The organism is Propioniciclava sp. LT432 (assembly GCF_059515965.1).
The window spans coordinates 66,141-92,499 of the sequence record NZ_JCAKNE010000022.1; the positions used below are offsets into that span (position 1 = coordinate 66,141).

A 26,359-nucleotide genomic window follows, 5' to 3' on the forward strand; every position below is an offset into this window, starting at 1 on the left:
CTCACCGACGGGAGCGGGTTGTTCATCGTTCCCTTGCGCTGTTCAAGCTCCGAAGGAGCTGTTCACTCTTGGCGCGATCACCAAGCCGCTGTCATCATGCGGCTCTTCCGGGCTGACCGCAAACCATTTGGTTTTGCCATGTGTCCACCACGTGAACACGCCCTGAACGTGGGGGGTCAGGTTAACGACCCCGCGGGGTGACCCCTCTGCGTCACCCCTTGTGATAACGGGGTATTAGCGCAGATAACATCTGGCCCGAACGTCGCAGAAGAACTCTTGGTGAACACCACCTGAGGCCCAGATGACGCCTTGAAGCACTTCGACAGACCATGCGGTCTGCCCTGCGTCCATGTCAAGGGGGTTGACCGTTCTGGCAAGGTGGGACGCATGAGCCACAGTCGTCCTGAGACGCCGTTCCACGACCTGGAGCACTTCATCGCCCACCCGCGCCTGAACGGACTGGCCCTCAGCCCTGACGGACGGAGGTTGGCGACGATCGTCTCCACCCTGGACGCCAAGAAGAGCCGGTACGTGAACGCCGTCTGGTCGATCGACCCGACGGGGCAGGCCCAGGCGCGTCGCATCACGCGGTCGGCCAAGGGCGAGTCGGGGGCGGCGTACGACGCGGAGGGCAACCTCTACTTCATCAGCGCCCGCCCCGATCCGGACGCCGACGCCAACGGCGACGACCCCGTCGCCGCGCTCTGGATGATCCCCGCCGCCGGCGGCGAGGCCCGCCTGATGATTTCCCGACCGGGCGGCATCCAGTCGGTGCACACCGGACGCCACGGCGGCGTCTTCGTCGTGGCCCCGCTCATGCCGGCGGCCGAGGCGTCCGACGACCCCGAGAAGACGGACGCCGACCTGCGCAAGGCCCGCAAGGAGAAGAAGGTCGCGGCGATCCTGCACACGGACGCCTCCGTCCGGTACTGGGATTCCGACCTCGGCCCGGACGCCCCGCACGTGTTCGCCGTTGAAGAGACCCCGGTCGAGGAGGCCGCTGAACCAGACGAGCCAGTGGCTGCGCCGAGGGCTCGGGTTGGGCGCGCCGAGGGCTCGGGTACCGACGGCGTCCCCGGGGCTGACCCCGAGGCCACCACCGACCCCACGCTTCCCACCACCGTGGACGCCGTGGCTCCCCGTCGCCTCCGGCTGCTGACCAAGGGCGCCGGCGCCACGCTGCGCGGGACGTCCGTGCACGTCTCCCCCGACGGGTCGTTCCTGCTGGTGGGCCGCACGGTCCCGGTCGCGAAGGGGGACCGGCACACGACCCTCACGAAGGTGGACACGGCGTCCGGCACCTGGACCGACATCGTGGCCCCCGTGGTCGGCACCGAGTACGCCCCGGGGCCGATCGGCCCCGACGGCAGGCGCGCTCTGGTGAACTTCGGCCGTACCGGGACGGCGACCACCGCCCCGACCCTCGAACTCGGCGTCCTCGACCTGGCGTCCGGCACCATCACCCCCGTTGCCGACGACTTCGACCAGTGGGCCACCCCGATCGAATGGTTCCCCGACGGCGACGCGGTGCTGCTGCACGCCGACCAGGACGGGCGCAGCCCCCTGTTCCGTTTCGACGTGGCCACCGGTTCCGTCACTCAACTCACCCACGACGACGCCGCCTACAGCGCCGCCGCGATCGCCCCGGACGGCACCGTCCACGGCGTCCGGTCGAGCTATGAGTACCCGAGCGAGGTCGTCCGGATCGACGGCGACGGCGTCACCCGCCTGCCGAACCCCGTCGAGCGTCCCGAACTCCCCGGCACGCTGGTGGAGGTGGAGGCGACCGCCGCCGACGGCGTCCGGATTCGGGGCTGGCTCGCCCTGCCGCACGGCACCTCGGCCGACCAGCCCGCGCCGCTGCTGCTGTGGATCCACGGCGGTCCGGTCAGCTCGTGGAACGCTTGGACCTGGCGTTGGACGCCGTGGGTCGCGGTCGCGCAGGGCTACGGCGTCCTGCTGCCCGACCCGGCGCTGAGCACCGGCTACGGCCAGGAGTTCATCCAGCGCGGCTGGGGTTCGTGGGGCGACAAGCCCTTCACGGACCTGATGGCGATCACCGACGCCGTCGAGGCCCGCGACGACATCGACGCGCGCAGGACCGTCGCCATGGGCGGCAGCTTCGGCGGGTACATGGCCAACTGGATCGCCGGGCACACCGACCGCTTCGCCGCGATCGTCACCCACGCATCGCTCTGGGCGCTGGACCAGTTCGGCCCCACCACCGACGCGCCCTTCTACTGGGCCCGCGAGATGGGCGGTCTGCTCGAGGGCCACTCACCGCACGAGTCGGTCGGCGAGATCCAGACGCCGATGCTGGTGATCCACGGCGACAAGGACTACCGCGTGCCCATCGGCGAGGGCCTGCGGCTGTGGTGGGAACTGCTCAGCAAGTCCGGGCTGCCGGCCGATCAGGAGGGCAGGAGCCCGCACCGGTTCCTGTACTTCCCCGACGAGAACCACTGGATCCTCACCCCGCAGCACGCGCGTGTCTGGTACGAGGTCGTGCTGGGCTTCGTCGGCGAGCATGTCCACGGCCGGACGCCGACGCTCCCGGACGTGCTGGGCCTGGGCTGAGCGTGGATGTGTGGCACGGGGTCAGGGACGCAACAACGCCTTGATGGCGCGGCGTTCGTCCATGGCACGGTAGCCCTCGGCGGCGTCCTCGAGCCCGAGTTCCAGGTCGAACACCAGCCCCGGGTTGATCGCGCCGGACAGCACGCGTTCCATCAGGTCGGGCAGGTACGTCCGGACGGTCGCCATGCCGCCCCGGACGCCGACGTTGCGGGAGAACATCTTGCTGATCGGCAGCGTCACCCCGTGCGGGACGCCCACGAAGCCCACCATCGCCCCCGGACGCGCGCACGCGATCGCCTGGTTCATGGCGTCCCCGGTACCCACGCACTCCAGGACCGCGTCCGCGCCGATGCCGTCGGTGAGCTCCTTGATCCGGGCGACACCCTCTTCGCCGCGCTCCTCCACGATGTCCGTCGCGCCGAACTCCCGCGCGACCGCCTGCCGCGCGGCGTGCCGGCTCATCGCGATCACCCGTCCGGCCCCCAGCTGGGACGCCGCGAGCACGCCGCACAGCCCCACCGCGCCGTCACCGACCACCACGGCCGTGCCGCCCGGCTTCACGCCCGCCATCACCGCGGCGTGCCACCCGGTCGCCATGACGTCGCTGAGGGTGAGCAGCGAGGGGATCAGCGCCTCATCCGGCGAGCCGGGGGTGGCAACCAACGTGCCGTCCGCGAGCGGGACCCGCAGCAGCTCCGCCTGGCAGCCGTCGTACCACTCGTGCTGGACGCACCCGTTCGGGAACCCCGCCAAGCAGTGCGCGCACATGCCGCAGGAGGCGTAGAACCCGCCGACGACGAAGTCGCCGACCTTGATGTCCCGCACCTCGTCACCGACGGCCTGGACGACGCCACAGTATTCGTGGCCCATCGGCCTGGGGTCGGTGGGGTCGTTGATGCCGCGGTAGCTCCACAGGTCGGAGCCGCAGACACACGTCGCGCTCACCTCGACGATCGCGTCCGTCGCCTCCTTGATGATGGGGTCCGGACGGTCCTCGACCCGGACGTCGCCGGGTCCGTACATGATCACTCCACGCATGGTCCGAGCCTAGGGTGTCGCCATGGCGTCCGCTCCTTTGCCCCATCCGCTGACCGGGCAGCCGTTCGCGTCCCCGGTGCCCCCCGGGACGGGCTGGCCGGGTGACCCCGCCATCGCCGCGACTCCTGTCGCCACCAGCCCAGACGCCGTCGCCCGGCTCGCCGCGTCCGCGTCCCGCGCCGAGTTGGACGCCGCCGTCACCGTCTGCCGCGCGTGCCCGCGCCTCGTCGCGTGGCGGGAGCAGGTCGCCGACGAGAAGCGCGCCGCGTTCGCGGACCAGCCGTACTGGGGGCGCCCGGTGGCCAGCTTCGGCGACCCGGACGCCGCGGCCCTCATCGTCGGGCTCGCGCCGGCCGCACACGGCGCCAACCGGACGGGACGCATGTTCACCGGCGACCGCTCGGGCGACTGGCTGTACGCGGCGCTGCACCGGGCGGGGTTCGCCTCGCAACCCGTGGCGAGGGCCGCAGGCGACGGCCTCGCGCTGACTGGGTTGCGCATCATCGCGCCCGTCCACTGCGCACCGCCCCTGAACAAGCCGACGACCGAGGAGAGGGCCACCTGCGCGCACTGGCTGGACCGCGACCTCCAACTCTCCGAAGCCAAGGTCACGGCCATCATGGCGCTCGGATCGATCGCCTGGGACTCCGTGCTGGGGGCCGCCCGCCGCCTCGGCTGGGGCGTACCGCGTCCGAAGCCGCGGTTCGGGCACGGGGCCGAGGCGACCCTCACGCTGCCCGACGGCCGCGGCGTCCGGTTGGTGGGGTGCTACCACGTCAGCCAGCAGAACACGTTCACCGGCAAGCTCACCGAGCCCATGCTGGACGCCGCGATCGCGCGGTTGCGCGACTGATCCCGTCCGCGAGGCCGGGTCATCGCGGGGCGAGTGCGGGGGTGGCCCCTAAGCCTTCGTCTCCTCCCCCATGACGAAGGACCCCCTCAGCGGCGGCCGCCCCGACAGGTCGGCGAAGAAGAGGGCGTCGAAGAGGTAGAAGTCCGTCCCGTCGGGTTGTTCGTGGACGCCCTCGGCTCCGGCCTGCTCCGCGCGGCGGGCGGACAGGCGGCGTCCGATGCCGCGGATCTCGGCGGCCACCTCGCGGGCCTCGTCGGGGGTCAGGTAGACCCCCACCCCCTTCTGCTGACACGGCAGGTCGCGCTCCTCAGCCTCGTCCTGCGAGGCGAGCATCCGCCGGAGAACCTCACCCGACCGCTGCTGGGACCACACCGCGAGCGCCTCGGTGAGGGGCGGTCGCAGGGTGTCGTCGACGTCGTCCACCAAGAATCCGCCGGCGGACGCCGTCCGCCACCAGCGTTCGCGCCTGGTGGCGCCTTCGGGGGGATCGGCGGGGACGACCAGGCCGTGCCGGGCGAGGATCGAGAGGTGGTAGCTGACCGAGTTCGCCGGTTCCCCCAGGCGCTCGGCCACCCCCACCACGTTCGTCCGGCCCGCCTGGCCGACGTCGGTCAGGATGCGCAGCCGGAGGGGGTGCGCGAAGGCGCGCAACTGCTCGGGATCGGTCAGGCGCAGCGGCTCGGGTTCCATGGGCGCCATCTTAGCAACAGTTGTTGCGCAAGATCTCTTGCGCAACGTGTCTTGCGTAGCGCATCCTGAGGACATGACCGACAGCACCACCGCCCCCACAACGCTGCGGCGCAACCGCGACTACGTCCGCCTCACGACTGGTCAGGTCGTCGAGGCCGTCGCCTCCGCCATGACGGCCATGGCCCTCCTGCTGTTGACCTACGAGACCACCGGATCCTCGGCGCAGGCGGGGCTCGTCAGCGCGGCGTTCGGCGTCGGCCAGCTCGCCATGGGCCTGCCGGCCGGCGCCCTCGTGGACCGCTGGAACCGCAAGCGCGTGCTCGTGGTGAGCGCGATGGCGCTCGCCGCCGTGATGGCGACCGTGCCCCTGGCGGGCGCGTTCGCCACGATCACGTTCCCCCACCTGCTCGCGGTCGCCGTCGCCGAGGGGCTCCTCGCGTCGTTCGTCCTGCCCGCCGGCCGTGCCGCCATCAAGGCGATCGTCCCCGCCGACCAACTCGGCGCGGCCGCCACCGTCACCCAGGCCCGGATGAGCGTCGGCTCCCTCATCGGACCGGCCCTCGCGGGGGCCCTCTTCGCAGTGGGACACACCCTCCCGCTCATCGTGAACGCCGGGCTGTTCCTCGTCGCCGCGATCGGTTACCGCCTGGTGCGCGCCGCCGTGCCCGCACCGGCCACCCCCGGACGCCGCGGGCTCGGCCGCGAGATCGGCCAAGGGCTCGCCTGGGTGTGGCGGACGCCCCCCGTGCGCGACATCGTCGCGGTCGGGATGGTGATCAACCTCGCCGCGAACGGCATCCTCACCGTGGCGATCCTCGCCCTGCAGCGCGACGGCCTCCGGCCCGAGGGCCTGGGCGTCCTCGAATCCGCGACCGGCGCAGCGGCGCTCGTCGGCGCAGCCGTGGCCGGGCTGGTCCTGAGGCGCGTCCGCGTCGGTGTCGTGGCCATCGCGGTGATCTGGACCATCGTGATCACCCTGACCCTGATGCCCCTGGGCTCGTCGGTCTGGTGGGTCGGCGCCCTGCTCTGCTTCGTGATGCTGACCATCCCCGCCCTGAACGCCGGGCTCGGCGCCTTCTCAATGCACATCACGCCGGACGCCCTGCAGGGGCGGGCGGGCGCGGCAGCCGGGTTCGCGTCGATGGCGATGATGCCGCTGGGCATCGGCGCCGCCGGCCTCCTGCTGGAACAGTTCGGACGCACCACGGCCCTGCTGGCCTACGTCGCCCTGCTCGTCCTCGCGGGCGTCCTCGTGAGCACCAGCCGTCACATCCGCGCCATCCCCCGGACCTCGGACTTCCGCGGGGTCGCGGAGGTGGCGGAGGTGGCGGAGGTCGGGTGACCGGCGGAGGCCGCGTCACCCCATGTCAGCTGACGTGCCGAGCGAAGCCCCGTCCGTCCTGCAGTCCGGACGCCTGCCGGACGGACGCGCGGATACGCTGGGGCCCATGCCTGATCTTGCACAGAAGAACGGCCGGCCCCTGCCCGCGGACGAGACCCCGAGCACGGACCACCGTGTCTTCGGGCCTTCCAAGCCGCCCACGCATCCCCTGGCCACCGCCCCGGTGGGAGCGCCCCCGTTCTCGGTCGACGGCTTCGTCAAGGAGTTCCTCCACGAGCTGAACACCAACCAGGGCGTGGCGTTGTCCCAGTCCAGCATCAACGACCAGTACCTCGCGCTGGCCAGCACCGTGAAGAACTACCTCATGGCCCGCTGGCTCGAGACCAACCGCAAGACCCGTGAGGCCAAGGCGAAGACGGTCGGCTACCTGTCCGCCGAGTACCTGCTCGGCCGCCAGCTGGGCAACGCGCTCATGGCGTCCGACCTCAACGAGATCGCCAGCAAGGGCCTCGAACTGTGCGGCATCGACCTGCCGACGCTTCGCTCCCAAGAGGTCGAGCCGGGTCTCGGCAACGGCGGCCTCGGTCGCCTCGCCGCCTGCTTCATCGACTCGCTGGCCACCATGGACGTGCCCTGCATCGGCTACGGCATCCGCTACGAGTACGGCATCTTCCGCCAGACGTTCGTCGACGGCCGCCAGGTCGAGCAGCCCGACACGTGGCTGGCGCTGGGCTCGCCGTGGGAGTTCCCGCACCCCGAGGCGTCCGTGCAGGTCAACTTCGGCGGCCACACCGAGGGCTACACCGACGAGGACGGCCGCCAGCGCTCCCGCTGGGTGCCCGAGTGGAACGTCCTCGGCGTCCCCTACAACTACATGGTCCCCGGCTACCTGAACGGCCGCGTGAACACGCTGCGCCTGTGGAGCGCCACCGCCAGCAACGCGTTCGACCTGGCGATCTTCAACTCCGGCGATTACGCCCAGGCCGTCCGCGCGCAGACGTTCGCCGAGAACATCTCGAAGGTGCTCTACCCCGAGGACTCCACGCCGCAGGGCAAGGAGCTCCGCCTCCAGCAGCAGTACTTCTTCGTGGCCTGCTCCCTACGCGACTTCCTCAACAACGAGCTGGAGGAGGGCTTCGACCTCCACGACCTGCCCGAGCGGATCCACTTCCAGCTCAACGACACCCACCCCGTCATCGCGGTGCCCGAGCTCATGCGCATCCTGGTGGACGAGAAGGGCTTCGAGTGGGACGAGGCCTGGGACGTCACGAAGCAGTGCTTCGCCTACACCTGCCACACGCTGCTGCCCGAAGCCCTCGAGGTCTGGTCGACCGACCTCCTCGGACGGCTCCTGCCGCGCCACCTCGAGATCATCTACCGGATCAACGAGGACTTCCTCGCCGAGGTGCGCCAGGCCTTCCCGGGTGACGAGCTGCGCGCGCGTCGCATGTCGATCATCGCCGAGGTGCCCGCCCGCGGCGTCCGTATGGCGTTCCTCGCCACCATCGCCGCCACCAAGGTGAACGGCGTCGCCGAACTGCACTCCCAGCTGCTGCGTGACAAGGTGCTGCCGGACTTCTCCGAGCTGTGGCCCGACAAGTTCACCAATGTCACCAACGGCGTCACCCCGCGCCGGTTCGTCAAGATGGCCAACCCCAAGCTCTCCGCCCTCATCTCGGACGCCATCGGCGCCGGCTGGGTGACCGACCTGGAGCGCCTGAAGGAACTCGAGCCGTACGCCGAGGACCCCGACTTCCGCGCGAACTTCCGCGAGGCCAAGGCCTGGAACAAGAAGCGCCTCACCAACCTGCTCAAGGCGCGCGACGGGATCGAGCTGCCCGACGGCCACCTGCTGGACGTCATGGTCAAGCGCCTCCACGAGTACAAGCGCCAGTCGCTGAAGCTCCTGCACGTCGTGTCGCTGTACGAGCAGGTCATCTCGGGCAAGCTGGCGGCCTCCGACCTCACGCCCCGCACCGTCGTGTTCGGCGCGAAGGCCGCCCCCGGCTACCTGATGGCCAAGGAGACCATCCACCTCATCAACAAGGTGGCCGCCGTGGTCAACAGCGACCCGCTCCTGGAGGGCCGCCTCAAGGTCGCCTTCCCGGCGAACTACAACGTGACGCTGGCCGAGAAGCTGATCCCGGCGGCCGACCTGTCGGAGCAGATCTCGCTGGCCGGCATGGAGGCGTCGGGCACCGGCAACATGAAGTTCGCCCTCAACGGCGCACTCACGGTCGGAACGGACGACGGCGCCAACGTCGAGATCCGCCGACTCGTCGGTGACAAGCACTTCTTCCTGTTCGGCATGAGTGAGCCGGAGGTGGCGGAGCTGGGCGCCAAGGGATACGACCCTGCCGCGTACTACCAGAGCAACCCGCAGCTGAAGGCCGCCCTGGACCTGATCCTGTCGGGCCACTTCAGCGAGGGCAACCGGCACGCCTTCGACGCGGTCGTCTACAACCTGCTGAACAGCGACCGGTTCATGGCGCTGGCCGACTTCCAGTCCTACATCGACGCCCAGGCGCGCGTGGAGGAGCGGTACGCCGACGAGGAGTCCTGGACGCGCTCGGCCGTCCTGAACGTGGCCCGTTCGGGTTACTTCAGCTCCGACCGGTCGATGCGCGACTACCTGCAGCGCATCTGGCACACGCAGCCGATGCTCTGAGGCCGATGTTCTGAGCACGAAGGCGGGGCGCGCATGGATGACGAGCTCTGGACGATCGGACACTGGACGTGTCCGGAGCCCGTCTTCGTGGGCGCCCTCGCCGTTCCGGGCATCGAGGTGGTCGTGGATGTCCGCGCGCAGCCCGGTTCCCGACGCAGTCCGCAGTACGGGCGCGACGTCCTGCCGGTGTGGCTGGCGGACGCCGGGGTGGGGTACCTGCGCATCCCCGAGTTGGCCGGACGCCGACCGCGCCAGCCGGACGTCGACCCGTCCGTGAACGCGGGCTGGCAGAACCAGAGCTTCCACAACTACGCGGACTGGACGCTGGGTGAGGAGTTCGCGGCGGGGCTGGCGCAGATGATGGCCCTGGCCCGCGCGCAACGGGTCGCGATCCTGTGCGGGGAACCCATGCCGTGGCGCTGCCACCGATCCCTGATCGCCACCGCCCTGACCGCGCGGGGCTGGCGGGTCTGGCACCTGATGGTCGGCGCCGAGCCGCGCGTGCACCAACTCGGCCAGTGGGGCGCAGCGCCGTCCGTCGCCGAGGACGGGACCGTCACCTATCCCGCCTGACCGCCCCGTGATTCACTGGGGCCATGGACTGGAGAGCACACATCGTCGAGCAGTTCACCTGGTATTGGGAGACCATGGCCCGTCCGCGCCTCGACGGCCTGACCGACGAGGAGTACTTCTGGGAACCCACCCCCGGCTGGAGCGTCCGACCCCGCGAGGAGGCTCGCTCGGCGATGGCGGTCGGCGGCGGCGACCTCGTCATCGACTTCGAGTACCCCGAGCCGAAGCCCACCCCCGTCACCACGATCGCCTGGCGCCTCGGGCACCTGCTGGTGGGGGTGTTCGGCGCGCGGGTGGGCTCGCACTTCGGCGGACCGCCCTGCGACTACGCGTCCTATGAGTACCCTGCCACCGCGGCCGACGCCCTGGCGCGCCTCGACCATGTGGTCGGGCTGTGGCTGGACGGCGTCCGCGGCCTGGACGAAGAGGCGTTCGCGCGTCCGGTCGGTGAGGCCGAGGGACCGTGGGCGGCCGAGCCCATGGTGACGCTCGTCCTGCACATCCACCGGGAGGCGTTCCACCACCTGGCCGAGATCGCCCTGCTACGCGACCTCTGGGCCAACGGGGTTCGCTGAGCGACGGGCCGATCGCACGACCCCGATCGACGCGACGACGACGCACGCCATCGCGAGGATCTCGATGGGGCGCAGGGTCTCCCCCAGCACGGCGAGCGCGAACAACGCGGCCGCGGCGGGCTCGAGCGACATGAGGATGCCGAACACGCGCGGTTCGATGCGCCGCAGCGCGATCATCTCGAGGCCGTACGGGATCGCCGAGGAGAGCAGGCCGATGGCGAGGCCGATCGCCCAGACCGACGGAACAGCCGAGGGCAGGAGGCCGAGCCCGAGGATCAGGGGGGTCAGGCCGAGGAGGCCCACCCAGAGGGCGACCGCGACACCCGACACCCCGGACCACCTGCGACCCACCGGCACGGCCAGCAGGATGTACCCCGCCCACAACCCGCCGGCCACGAGCGCCAGGACGATGCCCACCGGGTCGAGGTCGCCGGGCGAGAAGCCGAGCATGCCGACACCGAGGGCGGCCAATCCCACCCACAGCAGGTCGCGTGCTCGCCGGGAGTGCGCGAACGACACACCGAGCGGTCCGAGGAACTCCAGGGTGACGGCCATGCCGATCGGGATGCGCTCGATGGCCAGGTAGAACGTGACGTTCATCCCCGCGAGGCAGAGGCCGTAGCCGACCACCCAGGCCCAGTCGGTGCCCGTGCGTCCGCGCAGCCGGGGTCGGGCGAGCAGTCCCATGACGACCGCCGCCCCCAAAATACGTAGCCAGGCGACGGTCAGGGGTTCAGCAGCCGAGTAGAGGTCCTTGGCGAGCGAGGAACCGAGCTGCACCGACGCGATCGCCACGAGCACCAGCAGCACGGGGGCGCCGGTGAGGCGCTCGGTGAGGGATCTCGTTGCCGGCACGCCCTCCATCATGGCCCGCGCCCGCGGTGTCACCGGGGACGTAGCGCCATCTGGACCACATGAGCGATGGCGCTCGCGGAACCGAAGCCCTCTGGCAAGGGGCGATACCACGGCCCTGTCGGCGGCGCCGAACCACATGTGGTCCAGATGGCGCTACGCCTCTCGAACCCGGTCAGGAACGTGCCCGCCACCACTCCAGCAGCGCCTCGCGGGCGGCCTCCTCACCCAGGGGGCCCTCGTCGATGCGCTTCTCCAGCAGGAACTTGTAGGCCTGCCCGACGACCGGCCCCGGAGCGATGCCCAGGATCTCCATGATCTGGGAACCGTCGAGGTCGGGACGCATGGCATCCAGTTCCTCCTGCTCGGCCAACTCGTCGATGCGCCACTCCAACTGCTCGTACGCCGTGCGCAGGCGGTTGGCCTTGCGGACGTTGCGGGTGGTGCAGTCCGCCCGGGTGAGGATGTGGAGGCGTTCGAGCTGGTCGCCCGCGTCGCGCACGTAACGACGCACCGCGGAGTCGGTCCAGTCCGCGTCCGCGTACCCGTGGAAGCGCAGGTGCAACTCGACGAGCTTGGCGACCGCCTTGACCTCGTCCGAGGAGAAGCGAAGGTCGGTCAGGCGCTTCTTCGTCATCTTCGCGCCCACCACGTCGTGGTGATGGAACGAGACCTTGCTCCCGGCCTCGAACTTCTTGGTGCGCGGCTTGCCCACGTCGTGGAAGAGGGCGGCGAGGCGACCGACGATGTCGGGGGCGTGCCCGCGCTCCCGCTCGAGGTCGATCGACTGCTCCAGCACGGTGAGGGTGTGCTGGTAGATGTCCTTGTGGCGGCCGTGTTCGTCGACCTCACGGACCAACGCGGCGACCTCGGGCAGCACGCGGTCGGCCAACCCGGTGCGGACCAAGAGGTCCAGGCCTGGCCGGGGCGCATCCGACAGCAGCAGCTTCGACAGCTCGTCGCGGATCCGCTCGGCGGAGATGATGTCGATGCGTTCGGCCATGTCGGTCATGGCGGCGACGACCTCGTCGGCCGGCTCGAAGCCGAGCTGCGACGCGAAGCGGGCGGCCCGCAACATGCGCAGCGGGTCGTCGCTGAACGAGACCTCGGGGGCGGACGGGGTTCGCAGCACGCGCGTCTCGAGGTCGGCCAGGCCGCCGTGGGGATCCTCGAAGGCACCCGACACCACGGACAGGGCCATGGCATTCACGGTGAAGTCGCGGCGCACGAGGTCGTCCACGAGCGAGTCACCGAACGAGACGGTCGGCTTGCGCGAGGCGGGGTCGTAGGAGTCCGCACGGTAGGTCGTGACCTCGACGGTGTCCTCGGTGTCGCCGCTGCGCACGGACGCCCCGATGGTCCCGAACTCGCGTCCCATGTCCCAGGTCGTCCGGGTCAGCCCTCGCAGGACCGCCTCGATGGCGTCCGGCCGCGCGTCGGTGGTGAAGTCCAGGTCGTTGACGCCCCGCCCCATGAGCGCGTCGCGCACCGGGCCGCCGACGAGGTGCAGATCGTGCCCGGCCGCGGCGAAGGCATCCGCCACGCGGCGGATGACAGGGGTGGCCAGTACGGCCGCCTCGAGGGCGCGCCGCTGGTCAACGGTGAGGCTCGGCACGATCGGCCAGTCTACCGGGCCTACCATGGGCGGGTGACCACGCCCCAGCCCGGCCACCGGCGCGCCCGGCTGGCTTCCATCCTGGTGGTGGCCGCCGTGGCCCTCGGCCTGACCGCCGCTCCCCCCGCACGGGGTGGTGCCGCGCCGACGCCGCCGGCGGGAACGACGCGCGCGGCCACCCCAACCATCCCGGCATCGACCTTGGCGGCGACCTCCGCCGCGACCGTCAGCATCGCGTCCGCCGAGGTCGATGGCGCCACGCTGGTCCTCGCCGGGACCGTCACCAACGGGACGACCGATCCGCTGTCGGACGTGGCCGTCTCCCTCTGGCGCTCCGACGCCCTGCTGCGTTCACCCCCGGCCGTGGTCGGCGCCCTGTCCGCCCCGACGACCACCCGGGGGACGGCGCGCGTCGTCGAGCCCGCCAACCAGGTCGTCATCGCGGCCGACGCGGACGCGCTCGCCCCGGGGGCCTCCCGGCCGTTCACCGTGTCGGGCTCGCTCAAGGCCCTCGGCCTGACCCAGACGGACGCCACCTGGTGGGTGGGTGTGGACGTGAGCGGCCACGTGGGGACGTCCCAGGTGGGGGCGTCCCGGCCCACAGCACTCGGCTCCGCACGGACTCTGGTGTCGCTCCCCTCGGCCCCGATCCCCCTCGTCCAGGTGGTGGAGTTCTCGGCCCCACCGCGGCAGGTGAAGCAGGACCTCTTCACAGACGAGGCCCTCGTCGCCGACATCACCGAGGGTCACCTCGACGCCCTCATGGACCGCGCCGAGGCCGGTGACGTCAGCTGGGTCGTCGATCCGTCGCTGCTCGTCGAGCTCGAGGACATGGCCGACGGGTACCGCGTCCGGGCCGACGGGGGCAACAGCGCCGCGGGGACGGGCCAAGCGGACGCCCAGGCGTGGCTGGCCCGTCTCGACGCGCTCTCACGCTCCGGCGCGGTGACGCTCCTCGGCTCCCCCGACCTGGCCGCGGTGGCCCGCCTGGACGACGCCACGCTGCTGGGCGCCCTCCGCGCCACCGGTGAGGCCCCGCCCGAGGGCATGGCACCCCTCACCGTGGTCGACTCGCCGAGTGACGAGGTCCTTCGCCTGGCGGGCGAGCTGGGCCGTCCGGTGATCGCGGTGGACGCCCCGGCTCCCACCGTCCGCGCCACGCTGGACGGCGTGGACGTGCTGGTGGCCCGCACCTCCGGCGTCCCGGAGGTCACGTCTCCGCTGCTGCCCGACAACGAGCTCACCCGTCGGGCCGCCCGGTTCGCGGTGGCACGGGCGGCGGGCGGCGAGGTCCGCTGGATCCGGACGGCCGAGCAGGCGTCCGAGGCGGGCCGCAGCGCCGCACTGCCCCAGGGCTTCCGGCAGGGGACGCTCGACGAGGTGCTCACCGGGCCGGCCCAGGCGTGGGTGCCCACCGCGGAGAGCTCCTCGTCCGCGCTGGACGCCGGCCGGCTGGCCCGCGTCCTCGACCTCCGCCGGCTGATGGTCGCCTACGGCGAGGCGGCCCCGACCGCGGGCGTGGGGTCGCTGGTGGACGTCCAGACCGCGCGCGCAGCCTCGCGGTGGTGGAACGACAACCCGGCCGCGCTCGACGCCTGGCTGGACGCGCTGGGCGACCGGCTCGGCAGCGCCACAGGTCAGATGGTGAGCTTGGACGCGTCCGGCCGCTTCTCGATGACGGGCGGGGCGTCCGAGTTCCCGATCACGGTGACGAACCACCTCATCGACACAGTCACGATCCGCATCGATGTGGTGTCCGACAACCCCCAACGCATCCGCCTGACGGCACCGGACGAAGTCACCGTCGCGCCCGGGGCGTCCAGCACCATCATGCTGCAGGCCAACGCCGCGGGAGGTGGGGTGGTCCGGGCGAGCGTCCACGCCAGCACGCCGAGCGGCCATAGGCTGACCCCTGACCGCGAGATCGTGGTCGAGACGACCAACTTCGGAACGATCGGCTGGATCATCGTGATCGTCTCCGGGGTGGTGCTGGTCGCGACGACGGCGCACCGGCTCCACCAGGTGCGCAAGAAGCGGAAGGGTGAGGATGGCTGAGGGCAGGGCCCCGGAGGCTCAGGCGTCGAACAAGCGGCTCCTGAACGCCACGGCGGTGATGGCCTCGGGCACCGCCGTCAGCCGGGTGCTCGGCTTCGTCAAGGCGATGCTGCTGGTGTTCGTCTTCGGCGCCACCACCCAGGCGGACAGCTACCAGCTCGCCACCCAGGTGCCCAACACCCTGTACATGATCCTCGCCGGCGGCGCCCTCAACACCGTGCTGGTGCCCCAGATCGTCCGGCACGCGCGCAACGACGAGGACGGCGGCGAGGCGTTCATCAATCGCGTCATGACGGCGTTCATCGTGGTGCTCGCGATCGCGACGATCCTCTTCACGGCGGTGACACCGGGCGTCCTCTCCTTGTGGACGTCGTCCACGTGGCGGGAGCCCGGCTTCGAGGCCCACTGGCAGCAGCTGGTCTTCTTCGGCATGCTCACGATGCCGCAACTCTTCTTCTACGGGGCCTTCTTCCTCATCGGCCAGGACCTGAACGCGCGCGACAAGTTCGGCCCGATGATGTGGGCCCCGATCCTGAACAACGTCGTCGGCATCGCCGTGCTCGGCCTCTACGCCGCCCTGTGGGGCACGAACGCCGGCAACAGCGCCTTCACGGACGCCCAGGTCCTCACCCTCGGCCTGGGGTCGACGCTGGGCATCGTCGTCCAGACGCTGGCGCTCATCCCGGCGATGCGGTCGATCGGGTTCCACTACCGCCCACGCTGGGACCTCAAGGGCCAGGGGCTGGGCGAGACGTTCCACCTCGCGAAGTGGATGCTGGGGTACGTCCTGCTCACGACCGTCGTCCAGATCGTGGTGAGCAAGCTCGGGTCGGACGCCACCCTCGCCGCCGAGAGTGGCGACGGCGCCGGCATCGCGGTCTACAACACCGCCTACCTGGTGTGGCTGCTCCCCCACTCCCTGCTGACGGTGTCGCTGGCGACGGCGATGCTGCCCTCGGCGTCCCGGCTGGCGGCCGTCCACGACATGGCGGGCGTCGGCGCCGAGACGATGCGCACCCTCCGGCTCGCGCTGACCTTCATGGTGCCGGCCGCCTTCGGGTTCCTCGCGCTGGGTCTGCCCTTCTTCAAGGTCGCCTTCGGGCACGGCACCAACGCCGACACCTGGATGTTCTTCGGGTGGGCGCTCATGGGGTTCGCCCTGGGGCTGATCCCGTTCACGATCCAGTACGTGTACCTGCGCGGCTTCTACGCCCTCGAGGACACGCGCACCCCCTTCTTCCTCCAGTTGGCCATCTCGATCGCCAACATCGCGCTCGGCCTCGGGCTGGTGTGGGCCATCGCCGACCCTTCGACCGTGGCGGCACGCCTGGCGATCGCCTACTCCGTCGCCTACCTCATCGGGGCCGTGCTGACCCACCGCTCCCTCAAACGTCACCTGCCGGGCATCTCCGGGAACGCCCTCGTGCGCCACATCACCCAGCTGACGCTGGCGGTCGCGCCGGGCGCTGCGCTCGCCGGCGTGGCCGCCTGGTGGAGCTACGGTTCTTCCACGCTGGTCACCGCCGCGACGCTGGTGGGGTCCGTGCTCGTCGTCGTGCTGAGCTTCTTCTTCATCGCGAAGCGGCTGGGCGTCCGGGAGACCACCGACCTCATCGCAGCCCTGCGCCGCCGGCGCGCCTCGTCCACGGACGACGCCACCCAGGGCCCCGGCGCGGTCGCCGAGGCCGTCGGTGACCCCACGGAGTCCGCGCTCCTGGAATACCCGGAGGCCTTGGGGCCGACCCAGCCCGAACCCGCGGGCATCGAGGCGCTGAACCGCCCCGGCGAGGTGCTCGACGACCGCTACCGCCTCGACCAGCCCCTGAACCGGCGCAGGACCACCGTGACCTGGCGCGGCTGGGACCTCAAGCTCTCCCGTCCGGTGCTCCTGCACCTGCTGGACCCCGCCGAGCCCCGCGTGCTCGAGATCCTCGACCAAGCCCGCCAGGCGGCGCAGGCCATCGACTCCCGCTACCTACGCGTGTGGGACGCCGTGCTGGACGAGACCGGAGAGCACGGCTCCTACATCGCGTGCGAGTACGCGCCCGGGCAGTCCCTGGAGTTGGCCCTGCGGCACGGCACGCTGACGGACGTCGAGGCGGCCTGGGTCGTCCGCGAGGTCGCGGCCGGCCTGGTGCCGATGCACGCCCAAGGGCTCCACCACCAGCAGTTGAACCCCGACACGGTCGTGGTCACGGCGTCCGGCAACGTGAAGATCGTGGGGTTCCTCGTCGAGAACGCCCTCCACCCCGCGGGGCCCGACTCCGACCCCGAGAAGGCGGACGTCCGGGCGCTTGGTGAGCTGCTGTACGCCAGCCTGACCGGTCGCTGGCCCGGAGGCGCGCGCTACGGCTTGCCCGCCGCGCCGGTGGACAGCTGGGGCCGGCTCGTCCTGCCGCGCCAGGTGAACCACCTGGTGTCCATGGAGCTGTCCGACATCGTCGACCGGATCCTGTCGCCGGTGCCCCGGGGGCGCGCCACGCCGCTCCTCACGGCGTCCGACGTCGCGGTGGCGCTCTCGGCCGTTCTGGGCGGGGCGGACGCCGCCCACCTCCTGGAGAACCGGCTGAGGATGCCCACCGAGCCGGTCCGGCTCACCGCTCCCCCGCCCCCCGTGGCCGAGGCCTCCGGCGCGCCGGTGGCCGCCGAGGCGGCGAGTGCCTCGCTGAGTGAGCCGTTCCTGGACGACGTGTGGCGCGACGAACCCACGGGAGCCCTGCACACGCGCTCCGACGACCGGCCCGCCTCGCCCTGGGGCCCGGAGTCGCCGGACGAGTTCGCCGGCGAGGACGTCTCCACGCAGGCCTTCTGGCTGGACGACATCGACGACGTGGACGACGACGTGTCCCAGCCCTACACCCCGATCCCACCGCCCCGTTCGACGGTGACGGTGTCGCAGCAGGCGCCGCAGGACCCACCTCGACGCTGGCAGGCACTGCTCTTCGCGGCGTTCACCCTGGTCCTGGTCGGCAGCCTCATCGCCGTCTTCACCAACCAGTACAACAAGTCGCGGGCGCTGCCCCCCACGCCGTCCACCCCCTACGCGCTGGCCGCGGCGCGGGACTTCGACCCGTCCGGCGACGGCGGTGACGGACGCGAGAACCCCGACCAGGTGCGTTTCGTGATGGACGGCGATCCCGCCACCGCGTGGACCACCGAACGCTACGGACGATCGGCCAACTTCAACGGCCGCAAGCCCGGCGCCGGCGTCATCGTCGACCTGGGCCAGGAGCGCGAGGTCGGCTGGGTGACCGTGGACGTCGGTTCCGGCGCCACCTCGGTCGACATCCGCGTCCCCGCCGACCCGGACGTCACCGAGCCCCCCATGAACGCCCGCGACGACTGGCGCCGCATCGGCGAGTTCACGGCGTCCACCGGTGCGGTCGACGTCAGGCTCGAGACCCCGGTCCGGACGCGCTGGGTGCTGGTCTACCTGACGTCCCTGCCCCGCGACGGCGCGAACTTCCGGGGTGCCATCCACGAGGTGCGCGTCTCCGCCTGACGGGGGGAATAGACGGGGCTTCCCGAGCGTTGCTCGGGGCGTCACACAGATCACTAGGCTGGTCGGTGAACACGAGTGAAAAGGGATGGAATGAACGACGTCCGCGAGATCATCATCATCGGCTCCGGCCCCGCCGGTTACACCTCAGCGGTCTACGCCGCCCGCGCAGCTCTGGCCCCGTTGGTCTTCACCGGTGCGGTGGAGGCCGGTGGCGCCCTGATGAACACGACCGAAGTGGAGAACTTCCCCGGCTTCCCCGAGGGCATCATGGGCCCCGACCTGATGATGAACATGAAGGCCCAGGCCGAGCGCTTCGGCGCCGAGCTCATCGAGGACGACGTCACCGAGGTCGACCTGACCGGCCCGGTCAAGGTCGTCAAGGACGGCGCCGGCAACGAGTACCGCGCCAAGGCCGTCATCCTGGCCATGGGGTCGGGCTACCGCCGCCTCGGCGTCCCGGGCGAGGACAAGCTGTCCGGCAAGGGCGTGTCCTGGTGCGCCACGTGTGACGGGTTCTTCTTCCGCAACAAGCCCATCGCCGTCATCGGCGGCGGCGACTCGGCCGTCGAGGAGGCGACCTTCCTGTCGCGCTTCGGAACCTCGGTCACGATGGTGCACCGCCGCGACGAGCTCCGCGCGTCCAAGATCATGGCGGCGCGCGCCCAGGGCGACCCCAAGGTCGACTTCGCGTGGAACTCCGTCGTCGAGTCGATCAACGGTGACAAGTCCGTCGAGTCGATCACCCTGCGCGACACGGTGACCGGGGAGACCCGCGACCTCGAGGTCCAGGGCGTGTTCGTGGCCATCGGTCACGACCCCCGCTCCGCGCTCGTCAAGGGTCAGGTCGATCTGGACGCCGAGGGCTACGTCCTCGTGAAGCCGGGCTCGACCGAGACGTCGGCGCCGGGTGTCTTCGCCTGCGGCGACCTCGTCGACCACACCTACCGCCAGGCCATCACCGCGGCCGGCACCGGGTGCTCGGCCGCACTCGACGCCGAGCGCTACCTCGCCGGCCTCGCCGACGCGGTCCTGACCGAGAAGGCGTTCGCCCGCGCGGAGTGATCCGCCGAGGGCTCGGGTTCAGCCCGCCGAGGGCTCGGGTTCAGCCAGGATCGGGTTGCGCGGGCCGGTGCCCGTTCCGTTGAGGCGGTCGGCCATGCGTTGGTGCCACCGGGCCGGGAGGCAGCGAGCGGCGACGACGCGAGCCGCGGCGTCCTCGGCCCCCATCTCGGCGGCGAACAGGGTGACGAGGTCGATGTCGTGGGTGGGTGGCTCGAGGACCTCGATCGGGTCCCCCGCGCGGATGACCCCGGGGACCACGACCCGGAAGTAGGCGCCGCACCGTCCGCGCTCGGCGAAGCGGCGGACCCACGCAGACTCGCCCAGGTGCCGCTGAAAGGTTCCGCACGGCTGCCGGGAAAGGGACACCTCGAGGACGACCTCGTCCCCGACCCGGACGCGCTGGTTCACGAGCAAGGACTCAAGGTCGATCCCCTCGGTGGTGAGGTTCTCGCCGAACATCCCGTCCGAGAGGCCGTGGCCCAAGTCGCGCTCCCAGGCGTCGAGCTCCTCACGGCTGAACGCGTAGACCGCCTTGTGGGCACCGCCGTGGTGAGCCCCGTCGCCGATCAGGTCGCCCACCACGCCGGAGCCGTCGCCGTAGGACGGCCCGGGCGCGAAGACCTCGATCGACGGCACCGGGTGCTTGTCGATCCCGGTGAGGCGTCGCGTCCGCGGATCGGGCTTCGGCCGGGCCAGGTTCGTCGAGCGGACGCGTGCGGTCATGGCGGGAGCGTAGTGGTGCGGGTGTGGTGGAACTGGACGAGGCACAGTTGACGAGGCGATTTGAGTCTCACGTCGCGTGAGGCTTTACGTTCTTCATCAGGAGGTGGACAACCCATGAACAACCACACCACTGAAGAACTGCTGGCGATGCTCGACCAGCCCACTGACGTCGGCACGTCCGGCGCGCGTGTCGAGTCCGAGCGGCGCTACGCCGCGATGACCCTCGGCGCGATGAAGGACCCTGCCGTCGTCCCGCCCCTCCTGGCGCGTCTCCGCGCGGAGACCCCGGGTTGCGGCGTCCACGAGACGCTGACCTGGGCGACCGTGCAGCACATCGACACCGCACTCCCCGAGGTCCTCGAGATGCTGACCGACGCCGACCCGCACCTGCGGCGCACCGGCGCGCACATCCTCAGCAAGGTGGGCGACCCTGCCCACCTGGACGCGCTGACCCCGCTGGTCGCCGACGAGGACATCGACGTGGCCCTCAAGGCGTACCGCGCCGTCGCTCACTCGGGTGGCGAGCGGGCCGAGAAGGCCTTGGATGCCCTGAGCGGACGCCTCGGGGACGGCGACGCACTGCAGAAGGACGCCCTGACCGCGGCGTTCCACCGCTTCGGGGAGCAGGCCGTCCCGGCACTGGTGAAGGCGCTGTCCGACACGGACGCCGAGGTGCGCGAGCACGCGGCCGACGCCTTGGGCCACCTCGGCGAGGATGCCGCCGCGGCCGTCGAGCCGCTCATTGCGTTGGTCGGTGATCCGGTTGACGCCGTGCGCCTCTCGGCCGTGTCCGCGCTGGGCCAGTTGGGCGAGAGCGCCCACGATGCCCTGCGTGGGCTGACCAAGGCCGACGATCCCGTCGTCGCCAAGGTCGCCCAGCGGTTCCTCGGCTGATCGGGAGGTAGCGGTGGCACCTCGCTCCCCAAACGAGCTTGTGCTGATGGACTTGTCCCGGGTGCAAGCACGTTCGGGGAGCGAGGTGGGCGACATGCCGCGGCCAGAGGGCTCCAGCGGCCAGCGATGTCAGCTCCTCCCTCGCGAGACCCAGGTCCTACGCGCCCAACCTCCGGGCCAAGGACCCGGTGCGTCCGGGAGCGTCGAACGCGGACGCGATGGCACGAGCAGCGTCCGGACCACCGATGGCGCCCAGCCCCATCAGGGCCGCGAGGCGCACGTCCTCGACCGGGTCCCCGACGGCCATGGCCAGCGATGGGACGGCGCGGTCATCACCCAACGAACCCAGCACCTCAGCGGCGTCTGCCCTGGTCGCAGCGGAGTCGTCGGCCAACCGTGCGATCACCGGATCCACCGCCCGGGGACCCATGTCGCCCAGCGCCCCCACCACCGCGGCGCCCACCTGAGCCGCACCGCGGCCGAGCGCCCCCGCCAGGGCGTCGATCGCCGCGGCGTCGCCGATCTGTCCAAGCGCGAAGGCCGCCTTCGCCGCGACGTCACCGTCGGGGTCGGCGAGCAACTGAGCCAGGGCCGGCACCGAACTGGGGTGGGCGATCTTGCTCAGCACGTGCGCCATCTGCCGCCGCACCCGGGGCGAGGGGTCGGCCAACTCGGCGACCAGCCGCTCGAGCAACGGCGCAGGATCCTCCGCCGCGTGCACCTGCCGCACCACGGCCCACGTGGCCACCTCGCGAACGCTGTCCGCGGGGTCGGTGCGCAGGAGGTCGAGCAGGGTGTCGAAAGGCGCGTCGTCGGGGGCGTCCAGCGCGGCACGGAACCGCACCCAGGCGTCCGGGTGGCGCAACCGTTCGGTGAGCGCAATGACGTCGAGGACCTCGTCCCAGCCCGCACCCGCGGCGTCCCGGAGCCGTTCGAGGCGGGTGAGGAGGTCCCGCTCGGCGGCGATGCGTCCCTCGACGAGCGCGATGTGGCGCTCGAGGGTGTCCGCGGCGTCGAAGTCAGGGTCGTCGAGGGCCTGGCCGATCTGCTCGAGCCCCAGTCCGAGCGACTTGAGGTGCTGGATGGCGAGCAGCCGTTCAAGGTCCTCCGGGGCGTAGAGGCGGTAGTCACCACCCGACCGGCCCGAGGGGACGAGCAGTCCCAGGTCGTCGTAGTGCCGCAGGGTGCGGTGCGTCAGCCCCGTGCGGTGGGCCACCTCACCGATCTTCAGCCACTCCACCCACGCAGGTTACTGGCGGAATGAATCGTCGGGGGCGGGGGTTAGCATGGAGGCCCTTCCGATCCCTGCACGAGGAGTACCCCATGGTCGCCGCCGTCACCGACGCCACGTTCGCCGACGAGGTCCTGAAGTCCAGCAAGCCCGTTCTCGTCGACTACTGGGCCGACTGGTGCGCTCCGTGCAAGCAGATCGCCCCCATCGTCGAGGAACTCGACCGGGAGTACGGCGACAAGATCACGTTCCTGAAGCTCGACACCAACGACAACCCGAACACGCCGATGAGCTACGGCATCATGAGCATCCCGACCCTGCAGTTGTTCGTGAACGGCGAGCTCGTCCAGTCGCTGACCGGCAGCAAGAGCAAGGGCGCGATCCTCAAGGCGCTCGACGCGTACCTCTGATCGTCCCCGGGCCGGTGCGTCAGCCGATGGCGGCGGCCCGGACGCCGGGGCGCGGCCGGCCCTCGGCACGCCGCACCAGCGCGTCGACGCGGACGCACATCGCCACGTGCAGCACGACCATCACGACCAAGGCGGCCACGATGGTGGTCGGCGTCCCCACCAGGACGGCCAGCAGCGTCACCGCCACGGCCACCACGGACGCCAGCCCGAGGGCCAGCGCGGCGGTGTCGCGTGCGCAGACCCGGGCGAGCCGGACGACGTGGACCAGGAACAGCACCCACGCCGAGGCGATCATCACGACCGCGAACCATTGGAGCGGGTGTAGCGCGACCGGCCATCCGGTGGAAGCCAACGCGGGTGCGGAGAACTGCCAGCCGGGGAACATGACGAACACCGAGACGCCCGCCAACGTGAAGACGAGCCACCGGGCCATCGAGTCCAGAGCCGTGGGGATGCGCATGACCCAATCCTAAGAAACTTTCAGGGTCGGGCACAGGCCATTTGCCCCAATTGGAACCAAAGTTGACCTCGAAACCCAGCCTCACAAGGTGAGTTCATACTTTGGTATGACCAGGGCAAGTTTCTCAGGCTTTAGTACTACCCCGCGCTGAGATTCTCAGGCAGCAACGCGCAAGGCGTCCGAGGCCCAGAGCTGACCGTCCCGCGCGCTGTCACGCGGGGACGGGGTTGGCTGTGAACCGGGTTAGCCTGACCCCGTGATGCCCGACGTCCTCGCCGCGCTCGCGGCCACGCTCACCCTGGTGGGGGACGTCCTCACGCGCGAGGCGTCCGTGGCCGAGGACCTGGCGTCCGGTGCGCTGCTGTGGCAGGCCCTCGGGGTGGCGGTCCTGGCGTGGGCGTCCATCGGTGTGGGGCAGAGCTCGGTGCTGTTCCTCAACCGGATCAGTGGGTTGCGCGTCGCGATCGCCGCCCTGGTGGGGCTGGTGTACTTCGCGGTGCTGCGCTGCATCGAGGCGCTCATCACCTGGGCCGTGGCGTGGCTCGTCACCGGCCGGTCGCTTCCCGTCGAAACCGTCGTCACCGTGTTCCTGCTGGCGATGGCGCCGCACGTGTTCAACGCGCTGACGTTCCTTCCGCACGTCGGCATCGGGCTCGGGCGCGTCCTGGAGGCGTGGTCGTTCATCATCCTGTTCCTGCTGCTCGGCGCCGCGTACCACCTCCCCGTGTGGCAGGCGTTGCTGGTGGCGGCGTCCGGCTGGCTGGTCGTGCAGGTGCTCTCCCGTGTCCTCGCCGCGCCGCTGGGTTGGCTGGGCTCGCGGGCCTGGACGCTGGCGTCCGGGCGGCCGGTGCTCCTGACGGCCCGCGACATCCTCGCGGGGACGCCGTTCGTCCCGGTCGATGCCTCGTTCCCGCCAGAAGCCGAGGCCCCGCCAGAAGCCGAGGCCCAGTCCGCCCTCCGGCACCGCCAGGAGGCGTGATGTGGGTCTGGCTGTTGGGCTCCATGTTCGCCCTGCTCCTGGCGTTCGCCCTGCTCGCGCCGCTCGAGTCGCTGCGCTGGTGGTCCACGCGGGGCGCGATCGAGATGCAGCGCACCTATGCGCGGGTGGCCCGGGCCCCATCGCCCGGGGTGCCCCGAGACCTGCCCGACCGTTTCGTGGTCTACCTCTCCGGGGTGGGGGTCGTCGACGGTGACAGCGTGTCCGGGCGCGAGCAGGAGGTGCTGGACGCCGTGGCCGCCCGCCTGCCCCGGGTGAGGATCATCGCCGAGGTGTTCCCCTACTCGGTCGACAACCGCGGCCTGCTCCAGCGCGCCACCGCGTGGCTGTGGCGACGGCTGGCGAAGCTGCGCCGGATCCGGCGGCAGAGTGTGGCGCCGAAGTTGATCCACCTGCGGAACGTCCTGCAGGTCATGGTGTCGGCCGACCACCGCTACGGACCCACGATCAACGCCGGCCTCGCGCAGGAGATCTGGCGGGCCCTGCACCGCCACGGTTGGACCCCCGGCTGCGGGACGCCCGTGACCGTCATCGGCTTCTCCGGCGGCGCGCAGATGGCGATCGGGTCCGCGACGATGCTGCGGCACCTCGGCATTCAGGTCTCGGTCGTCTCCCTCGGGGGGATCTTCGGCGACGACCCCGGGTTGGACCACATCGTCCACCTCTGGGACATCCGCGGCTCCCGCGACCGACTGCGCCTGCTGGGGCCGATCGCGTTCCCCGGGCGCTGGCCGTTCATGCGGGGATCCGCGTGGCACCGGGCGCTCCGGGACGGCAAGGTCACCGTGGTGCCCGGCGGTCCCGTGCACCACGACGGCCCCCACAACTACGTCTCCCGCAACCCCGGTCCGGACGGGGTGGTCCCCGCCGAACGGCTGGTCGAGCAGGTCACCGGCATCCTGTCCACCCCGGACTAGGCTTCGGGTCAGTGTCAGGGTGGTGGTACCGCGGTTGCGGTGGTTGGATCCTGACCATCAGTCGGCTGGTTCTTAGGCTTCGTGCCGGGAGTCCTTTTTGTGGGGATGTGGCGTCCATGCGTTTTGCCGTCGGCTGGTGGGAAGGAACCGGCCGGCGTGACTTGATAGGAGCGTGGCATCGCCCCCACTGAGATGTGTCCGCCGACCGGTTCCGACCGTCCTCCACTGATCAGGTGAAAGGAGGCAACCACCATGGTTGTCGTTGGTGTGGATGTTCACAAGCAGGCCCACACGTTCGTTGCGGTCGACGAGGTCGGCCGCAAGCTGGGCCAGTTCACGGTGAAAGCGACCAGCGAGGGGCACGCGAAGGCGTGGGCCTGGGCCACCGGCGAGTTCGGGGCCGAGTTGGTGTGGGCCATCGAGGACTGCCGGCACCTGTCGGCCCGCTTGGAACGTGACCTGCTCACGGTCGGGCAGAAGGTGGTGCGGGTGCCGCCGAAGATGATGGCCGAGCAGCGTCGGGTCGCACGGACGCGGGGGAAGTCTGATCCGATCGACGCGTTGGCGGTGGCGCGGGCGTTCTTGCGGGAACCCGATCTGCCGGTTGCGTCGCACGATGAGGGGTCACGGGAGTTGAAACTGCTGGTTGACTACCGGGAATCGTTGGTGTCGACCAGGACCAGGATCATCAACAGCTTGTTGTGGCGGATCCATGAACTCGACCCCGAGCGTGTGCCGGCGCCCCGGTCGCTTGACCGTCAGGCCACCCAACAGGCCTTGCGTGGGTGGCTGGTGGGTTTGCCGGGGATCGTGGCCGAGTTGGCCTTGGCGGAGCTCGACGACGTCGTTGCGCTCACGCGTCGGGTCAACGAGCTGGAGCGCAGGATTGCCGCCTCGGTGGTCAGGGTGGCCCCTTCGTTGGTGGCCATGCCTGGCTGCGGGGTGTTGACCGCGGCCAAGCTGGTCGGCGAGACAGCAGGTGTCACGCGGTTCGCGACCGAGGCCAAGTTCGCCCGGCATGCCGGGATCGCACCGATCCCGGTGTGGTCTGGCCGGACCGAAGGACGGGTCCGGTTGACCAGGTCCGGCAACCGGCAGCTGAACGTGGCGATCCATCGGATCGCCCTCACCCAGATCCGGCTGGCAGGCGGCCTCGGGAAGGTGTACTACGAACGGAAGAAGGCCGAGGGCATGTCCACCCCCGAAGCCCTGCGCTGCCTCAAACGACGCCTCGCCCGCATCGTCTACAACACCCTGAAGACCGACCACGAAGCGACCCTCGGGACCTGCATCCCGGCAGCCGCTTGACATAGGAGAAACGCATG

At 70.9% G+C, this 26,359-nt stretch carries 21 protein-coding genes; 14 read left to right on the forward strand and 7 right to left on the reverse strand.

Annotated features, from left to right (window positions below; genetic code table 11):
- The first annotated feature begins 387 nt into the window (after window positions 1–387).
- Complete coding sequence (locus AC5YDV_RS13460) at window positions 388–2,577, forward strand: S9 family peptidase (RefSeq protein ID WP_496183803.1); 2,190 nt, start codon at window positions 388–390, stop codon at window positions 2,575–2,577.
- A 21-nt stretch (window positions 2,578–2,598) separates the two neighbouring features.
- Here the strand turns inward: AC5YDV_RS13460 and AC5YDV_RS13465 are convergent, their stop codons facing one another.
- Entirely contained in the window at window positions 2,599–3,615 is a 1,017-nt protein-coding gene (locus AC5YDV_RS13465; protein ID WP_496183802.1) for a zinc-dependent alcohol dehydrogenase family protein, read from the reverse strand.
- 22 nt (window positions 3,616–3,637) lie between these two features.
- Here AC5YDV_RS13465 and AC5YDV_RS13470 point away from each other — a divergent pair, with 22 nt between their 5' ends.
- A complete protein-coding gene (locus AC5YDV_RS13470; protein ID WP_496183801.1) occupies window positions 3,638–4,468 on the forward strand; it encodes a uracil-DNA glycosylase in 831 nt (276 codons plus the stop codon).
- 48 nt (window positions 4,469–4,516) lie between these two features.
- Here AC5YDV_RS13470 and AC5YDV_RS13475 read toward each other — a convergent pair whose 3' ends face one another.
- A complete protein-coding gene (locus tag AC5YDV_RS13475; RefSeq protein WP_496183800.1) occupies window positions 4,517–5,158 on the reverse strand; it encodes a helix-turn-helix domain-containing protein in 642 nt (213 codons plus the stop codon).
- 73 nt (window positions 5,159–5,231) lie between these two features.
- On the opposite strand from AC5YDV_RS13475, the gene AC5YDV_RS13480 reads away from it, so the two are divergent.
- From AC5YDV_RS13480 to AC5YDV_RS13495, 4 genes are all read left to right on the forward strand, one after another.
- Window positions 5,232–6,500, forward strand: a complete 1,269-nt coding sequence (locus AC5YDV_RS13480; protein ID WP_496183799.1) for an MFS transporter — start codon at window positions 5,232–5,234, stop codon at window positions 6,498–6,500.
- 106 nt (window positions 6,501–6,606) lie between these two features.
- Complete coding sequence (locus AC5YDV_RS13485; protein WP_496183798.1) at window positions 6,607–9,168, forward strand: glycogen/starch/alpha-glucan phosphorylase; 2,562 nt, start codon at window positions 6,607–6,609, stop codon at window positions 9,166–9,168.
- Between the two features lie 33 nt (window positions 9,169–9,201).
- Window positions 9,202–9,741 carry a DUF488 domain-containing protein gene (locus AC5YDV_RS13490; protein WP_496183797.1) on the forward strand — a complete coding sequence of 180 codons (540 nt, stop codon included), beginning with the start codon at window positions 9,202–9,204 and terminating at the stop codon, window positions 9,739–9,741.
- Between the two features lie 23 nt (window positions 9,742–9,764).
- Window positions 9,765–10,316 carry a DinB family protein gene (locus AC5YDV_RS13495; protein ID WP_496183796.1) on the forward strand — a complete coding sequence of 184 codons (552 nt, stop codon included), beginning with the start codon at window positions 9,765–9,767 and terminating at the stop codon, window positions 10,314–10,316.
- Here AC5YDV_RS13495 and AC5YDV_RS13500 read toward each other — a convergent pair.
- Window positions 10,284–11,171, reverse strand: a complete 888-nt coding sequence (locus AC5YDV_RS13500; RefSeq protein ID WP_496183795.1) for an EamA family transporter — start codon at window positions 11,169–11,171, stop codon at window positions 10,284–10,286. The two genes, AC5YDV_RS13495 and AC5YDV_RS13500, sit on opposite strands and share 33 nt — an antisense overlap.
- A 172-nt stretch (window positions 11,172–11,343) precedes the next feature.
- On the reverse strand, window positions 11,344–12,810 hold the full coding sequence (locus AC5YDV_RS13505) for a CCA tRNA nucleotidyltransferase (protein ID WP_496183794.1): 1,467 nt from the start codon (window positions 12,808–12,810) through the stop codon (window positions 11,344–11,346).
- Window positions 12,811–12,816: 6 nt separating this feature from the next.
- On the opposite strand from AC5YDV_RS13505, the gene AC5YDV_RS13510 reads away from it, so the two are divergent.
- The 3 genes from AC5YDV_RS13510 to trxB all read left to right on the forward strand — a co-directional run bounded on the left by AC5YDV_RS13510 (window position 12,817) and on the right by trxB (window position 19,402).
- A complete protein-coding gene (locus AC5YDV_RS13510) occupies window positions 12,817–14,838 on the forward strand; it encodes a hypothetical protein (protein ID WP_496183793.1) in 2,022 nt (673 codons plus the stop codon).
- Complete coding sequence (murJ, locus tag AC5YDV_RS13515; protein ID WP_496183792.1) at window positions 14,831–18,340, forward strand: murein biosynthesis integral membrane protein MurJ; 3,510 nt, start codon at window positions 14,831–14,833, stop codon at window positions 18,338–18,340. The genes AC5YDV_RS13510 and murJ overlap by 8 nt, the downstream gene beginning before the upstream one ends.
- Before the next feature lie 90 nt (window positions 18,341–18,430).
- Window positions 18,431–19,402, forward strand: a complete 972-nt coding sequence (gene trxB, locus AC5YDV_RS13520) for a thioredoxin-disulfide reductase (RefSeq protein WP_496183791.1) — start codon at window positions 18,431–18,433, stop codon at window positions 19,400–19,402.
- An 18-nt stretch (window positions 19,403–19,420) separates the two neighbouring features.
- Here trxB and AC5YDV_RS13525 read toward each other — a convergent pair whose 3' ends face one another.
- Entirely contained in the window at window positions 19,421–20,125 is a 705-nt protein-coding gene (locus AC5YDV_RS13525) for an MOSC domain-containing protein (protein WP_496183790.1), read from the reverse strand.
- A 114-nt stretch (window positions 20,126–20,239) separates the two neighbouring features.
- Here AC5YDV_RS13525 and AC5YDV_RS13530 point away from each other — a divergent pair, with 114 nt between their 5' ends.
- Window positions 20,240–21,019, forward strand: a complete 780-nt coding sequence (locus AC5YDV_RS13530; protein ID WP_496183789.1) for a HEAT repeat domain-containing protein — start codon at window positions 20,240–20,242, stop codon at window positions 21,017–21,019.
- Between the two features lie 157 nt (window positions 21,020–21,176).
- On the opposite strand, the gene AC5YDV_RS13535 is transcribed toward AC5YDV_RS13530, so the two are convergent.
- Window positions 21,177–22,259 (reverse strand): HEAT repeat domain-containing protein, encoded by a 1,083-nt coding sequence (locus AC5YDV_RS13535; protein WP_496183788.1) that lies wholly within the window; start codon window positions 22,257–22,259, stop codon window positions 21,177–21,179.
- 83 nt (window positions 22,260–22,342) lie between these two features.
- Between AC5YDV_RS13535 and trxA the strand changes: the two genes are divergently transcribed.
- Complete coding sequence (trxA, locus tag AC5YDV_RS13540) at window positions 22,343–22,660, forward strand: thioredoxin (protein ID WP_496183787.1); 318 nt, start codon at window positions 22,343–22,345, stop codon at window positions 22,658–22,660.
- Between the two features lie 19 nt (window positions 22,661–22,679).
- On the opposite strand, the gene AC5YDV_RS13545 is transcribed toward trxA, so the two are convergent.
- On the reverse strand, window positions 22,680–23,120 hold the full coding sequence (locus tag AC5YDV_RS13545) for a hypothetical protein (RefSeq protein WP_496183786.1): 441 nt from the start codon (window positions 23,118–23,120) through the stop codon (window positions 22,680–22,682).
- A 256-nt stretch (window positions 23,121–23,376) separates the two neighbouring features.
- On the opposite strand from AC5YDV_RS13545, the gene AC5YDV_RS13550 reads away from it, so the two are divergent.
- The 3 genes from AC5YDV_RS13550 (at window position 23,377) to AC5YDV_RS13560 (ending at window position 26,342) form a co-directional block, all read left to right on the forward strand.
- Window positions 23,377–24,099: a hypothetical protein gene (locus AC5YDV_RS13550; protein WP_496183785.1), complete on the forward strand. Its 723-nt coding sequence runs from the start codon at window positions 23,377–23,379 to the stop codon at window positions 24,097–24,099.
- Window positions 24,099–25,034, forward strand: coding sequence for a hypothetical protein (locus tag AC5YDV_RS13555; RefSeq protein WP_496183784.1), 936 nt, complete (start codon window positions 24,099–24,101; stop codon window positions 25,032–25,034). The genes AC5YDV_RS13550 and AC5YDV_RS13555 overlap by 1 nt, the downstream gene beginning before the upstream one ends.
- A 252-nt stretch (window positions 25,035–25,286) precedes the next feature.
- The gene (locus tag AC5YDV_RS13560) at window positions 25,287–26,342 is read left to right on the forward strand and encodes an IS110 family RNA-guided transposase (protein WP_496182335.1); all 1,056 of its coding nucleotides are present in this window, start codon (window positions 25,287–25,289) and stop codon (window positions 26,340–26,342) included.
- Window positions 26,343–26,359: the final 17 nt, after the last annotated feature.

Bases quoted from the DNA above. Each gene is read 5' to 3' on its own strand.
- trxB (WP_496183791.1), top strand. From the start codon at position 18,431: ATGAACGACGTCCGCGAGATCATCATCATCGGCTCCGGCCCCGCCGGT.
- trxA (WP_496183787.1), top strand. From the start codon at position 22,343: ATGGTCGCCGCCGTCACCGACGCCACGTTCGCCGACGAGGTCCTGAAG.
- AC5YDV_RS13485 (WP_496183798.1), top strand. From the start codon at position 6,607: ATGCCTGATCTTGCACAGAAGAACGGCCGGCCCCTGCCCGCGGACGAG.
- AC5YDV_RS13545 (WP_496183786.1), bottom strand. From the start codon at position 23,120: ATGCGCATCCCCACGGCTCTGGACTCGATGGCCCGGTGGCTCGTCTTC.
- AC5YDV_RS13495 (WP_496183796.1), top strand. From the start codon at position 9,765: ATGGACTGGAGAGCACACATCGTCGAGCAGTTCACCTGGTATTGGGAG.
- AC5YDV_RS13490 (WP_496183797.1), top strand. From the start codon at position 9,202: ATGGATGACGAGCTCTGGACGATCGGACACTGGACGTGTCCGGAGCCC.
- AC5YDV_RS13465 (WP_496183802.1), bottom strand. From the start codon at position 3,615: ATGCGTGGAGTGATCATGTACGGACCCGGCGACGTCCGGGTCGAGGAC.
- murJ (WP_496183792.1), top strand. From the start codon at position 14,831: ATGGCTGAGGGCAGGGCCCCGGAGGCTCAGGCGTCGAACAAGCGGCTC.
- AC5YDV_RS13560 (WP_496182335.1), top strand. From the start codon at position 25,287: ATGGTTGTCGTTGGTGTGGATGTTCACAAGCAGGCCCACACGTTCGTT.
- AC5YDV_RS13530 (WP_496183789.1), top strand. From the start codon at position 20,240: ATGAACAACCACACCACTGAAGAACTGCTGGCGATGCTCGACCAGCCC.
- AC5YDV_RS13470 (WP_496183801.1), top strand. From the start codon at position 3,638: ATGGCGTCCGCTCCTTTGCCCCATCCGCTGACCGGGCAGCCGTTCGCG.
- AC5YDV_RS13475 (WP_496183800.1), bottom strand. From the start codon at position 5,158: ATGGAACCCGAGCCGCTGCGCCTGACCGATCCCGAGCAGTTGCGCGCC.
- AC5YDV_RS13505 (WP_496183794.1), bottom strand. From the start codon at position 12,810: ATGGTAGGCCCGGTAGACTGGCCGATCGTGCCGAGCCTCACCGTTGAC.
- AC5YDV_RS13525 (WP_496183790.1), bottom strand. From the start codon at position 20,125: ATGACCGCACGCGTCCGCTCGACGAACCTGGCCCGGCCGAAGCCCGAT.
- AC5YDV_RS13555 (WP_496183784.1), top strand. From the start codon at position 24,099: ATGTGGGTCTGGCTGTTGGGCTCCATGTTCGCCCTGCTCCTGGCGTTC.
- AC5YDV_RS13460 (WP_496183803.1), top strand. From the start codon at position 388: ATGAGCCACAGTCGTCCTGAGACGCCGTTCCACGACCTGGAGCACTTC.
- AC5YDV_RS13480 (WP_496183799.1), top strand. From the start codon at position 5,232: ATGACCGACAGCACCACCGCCCCCACAACGCTGCGGCGCAACCGCGAC.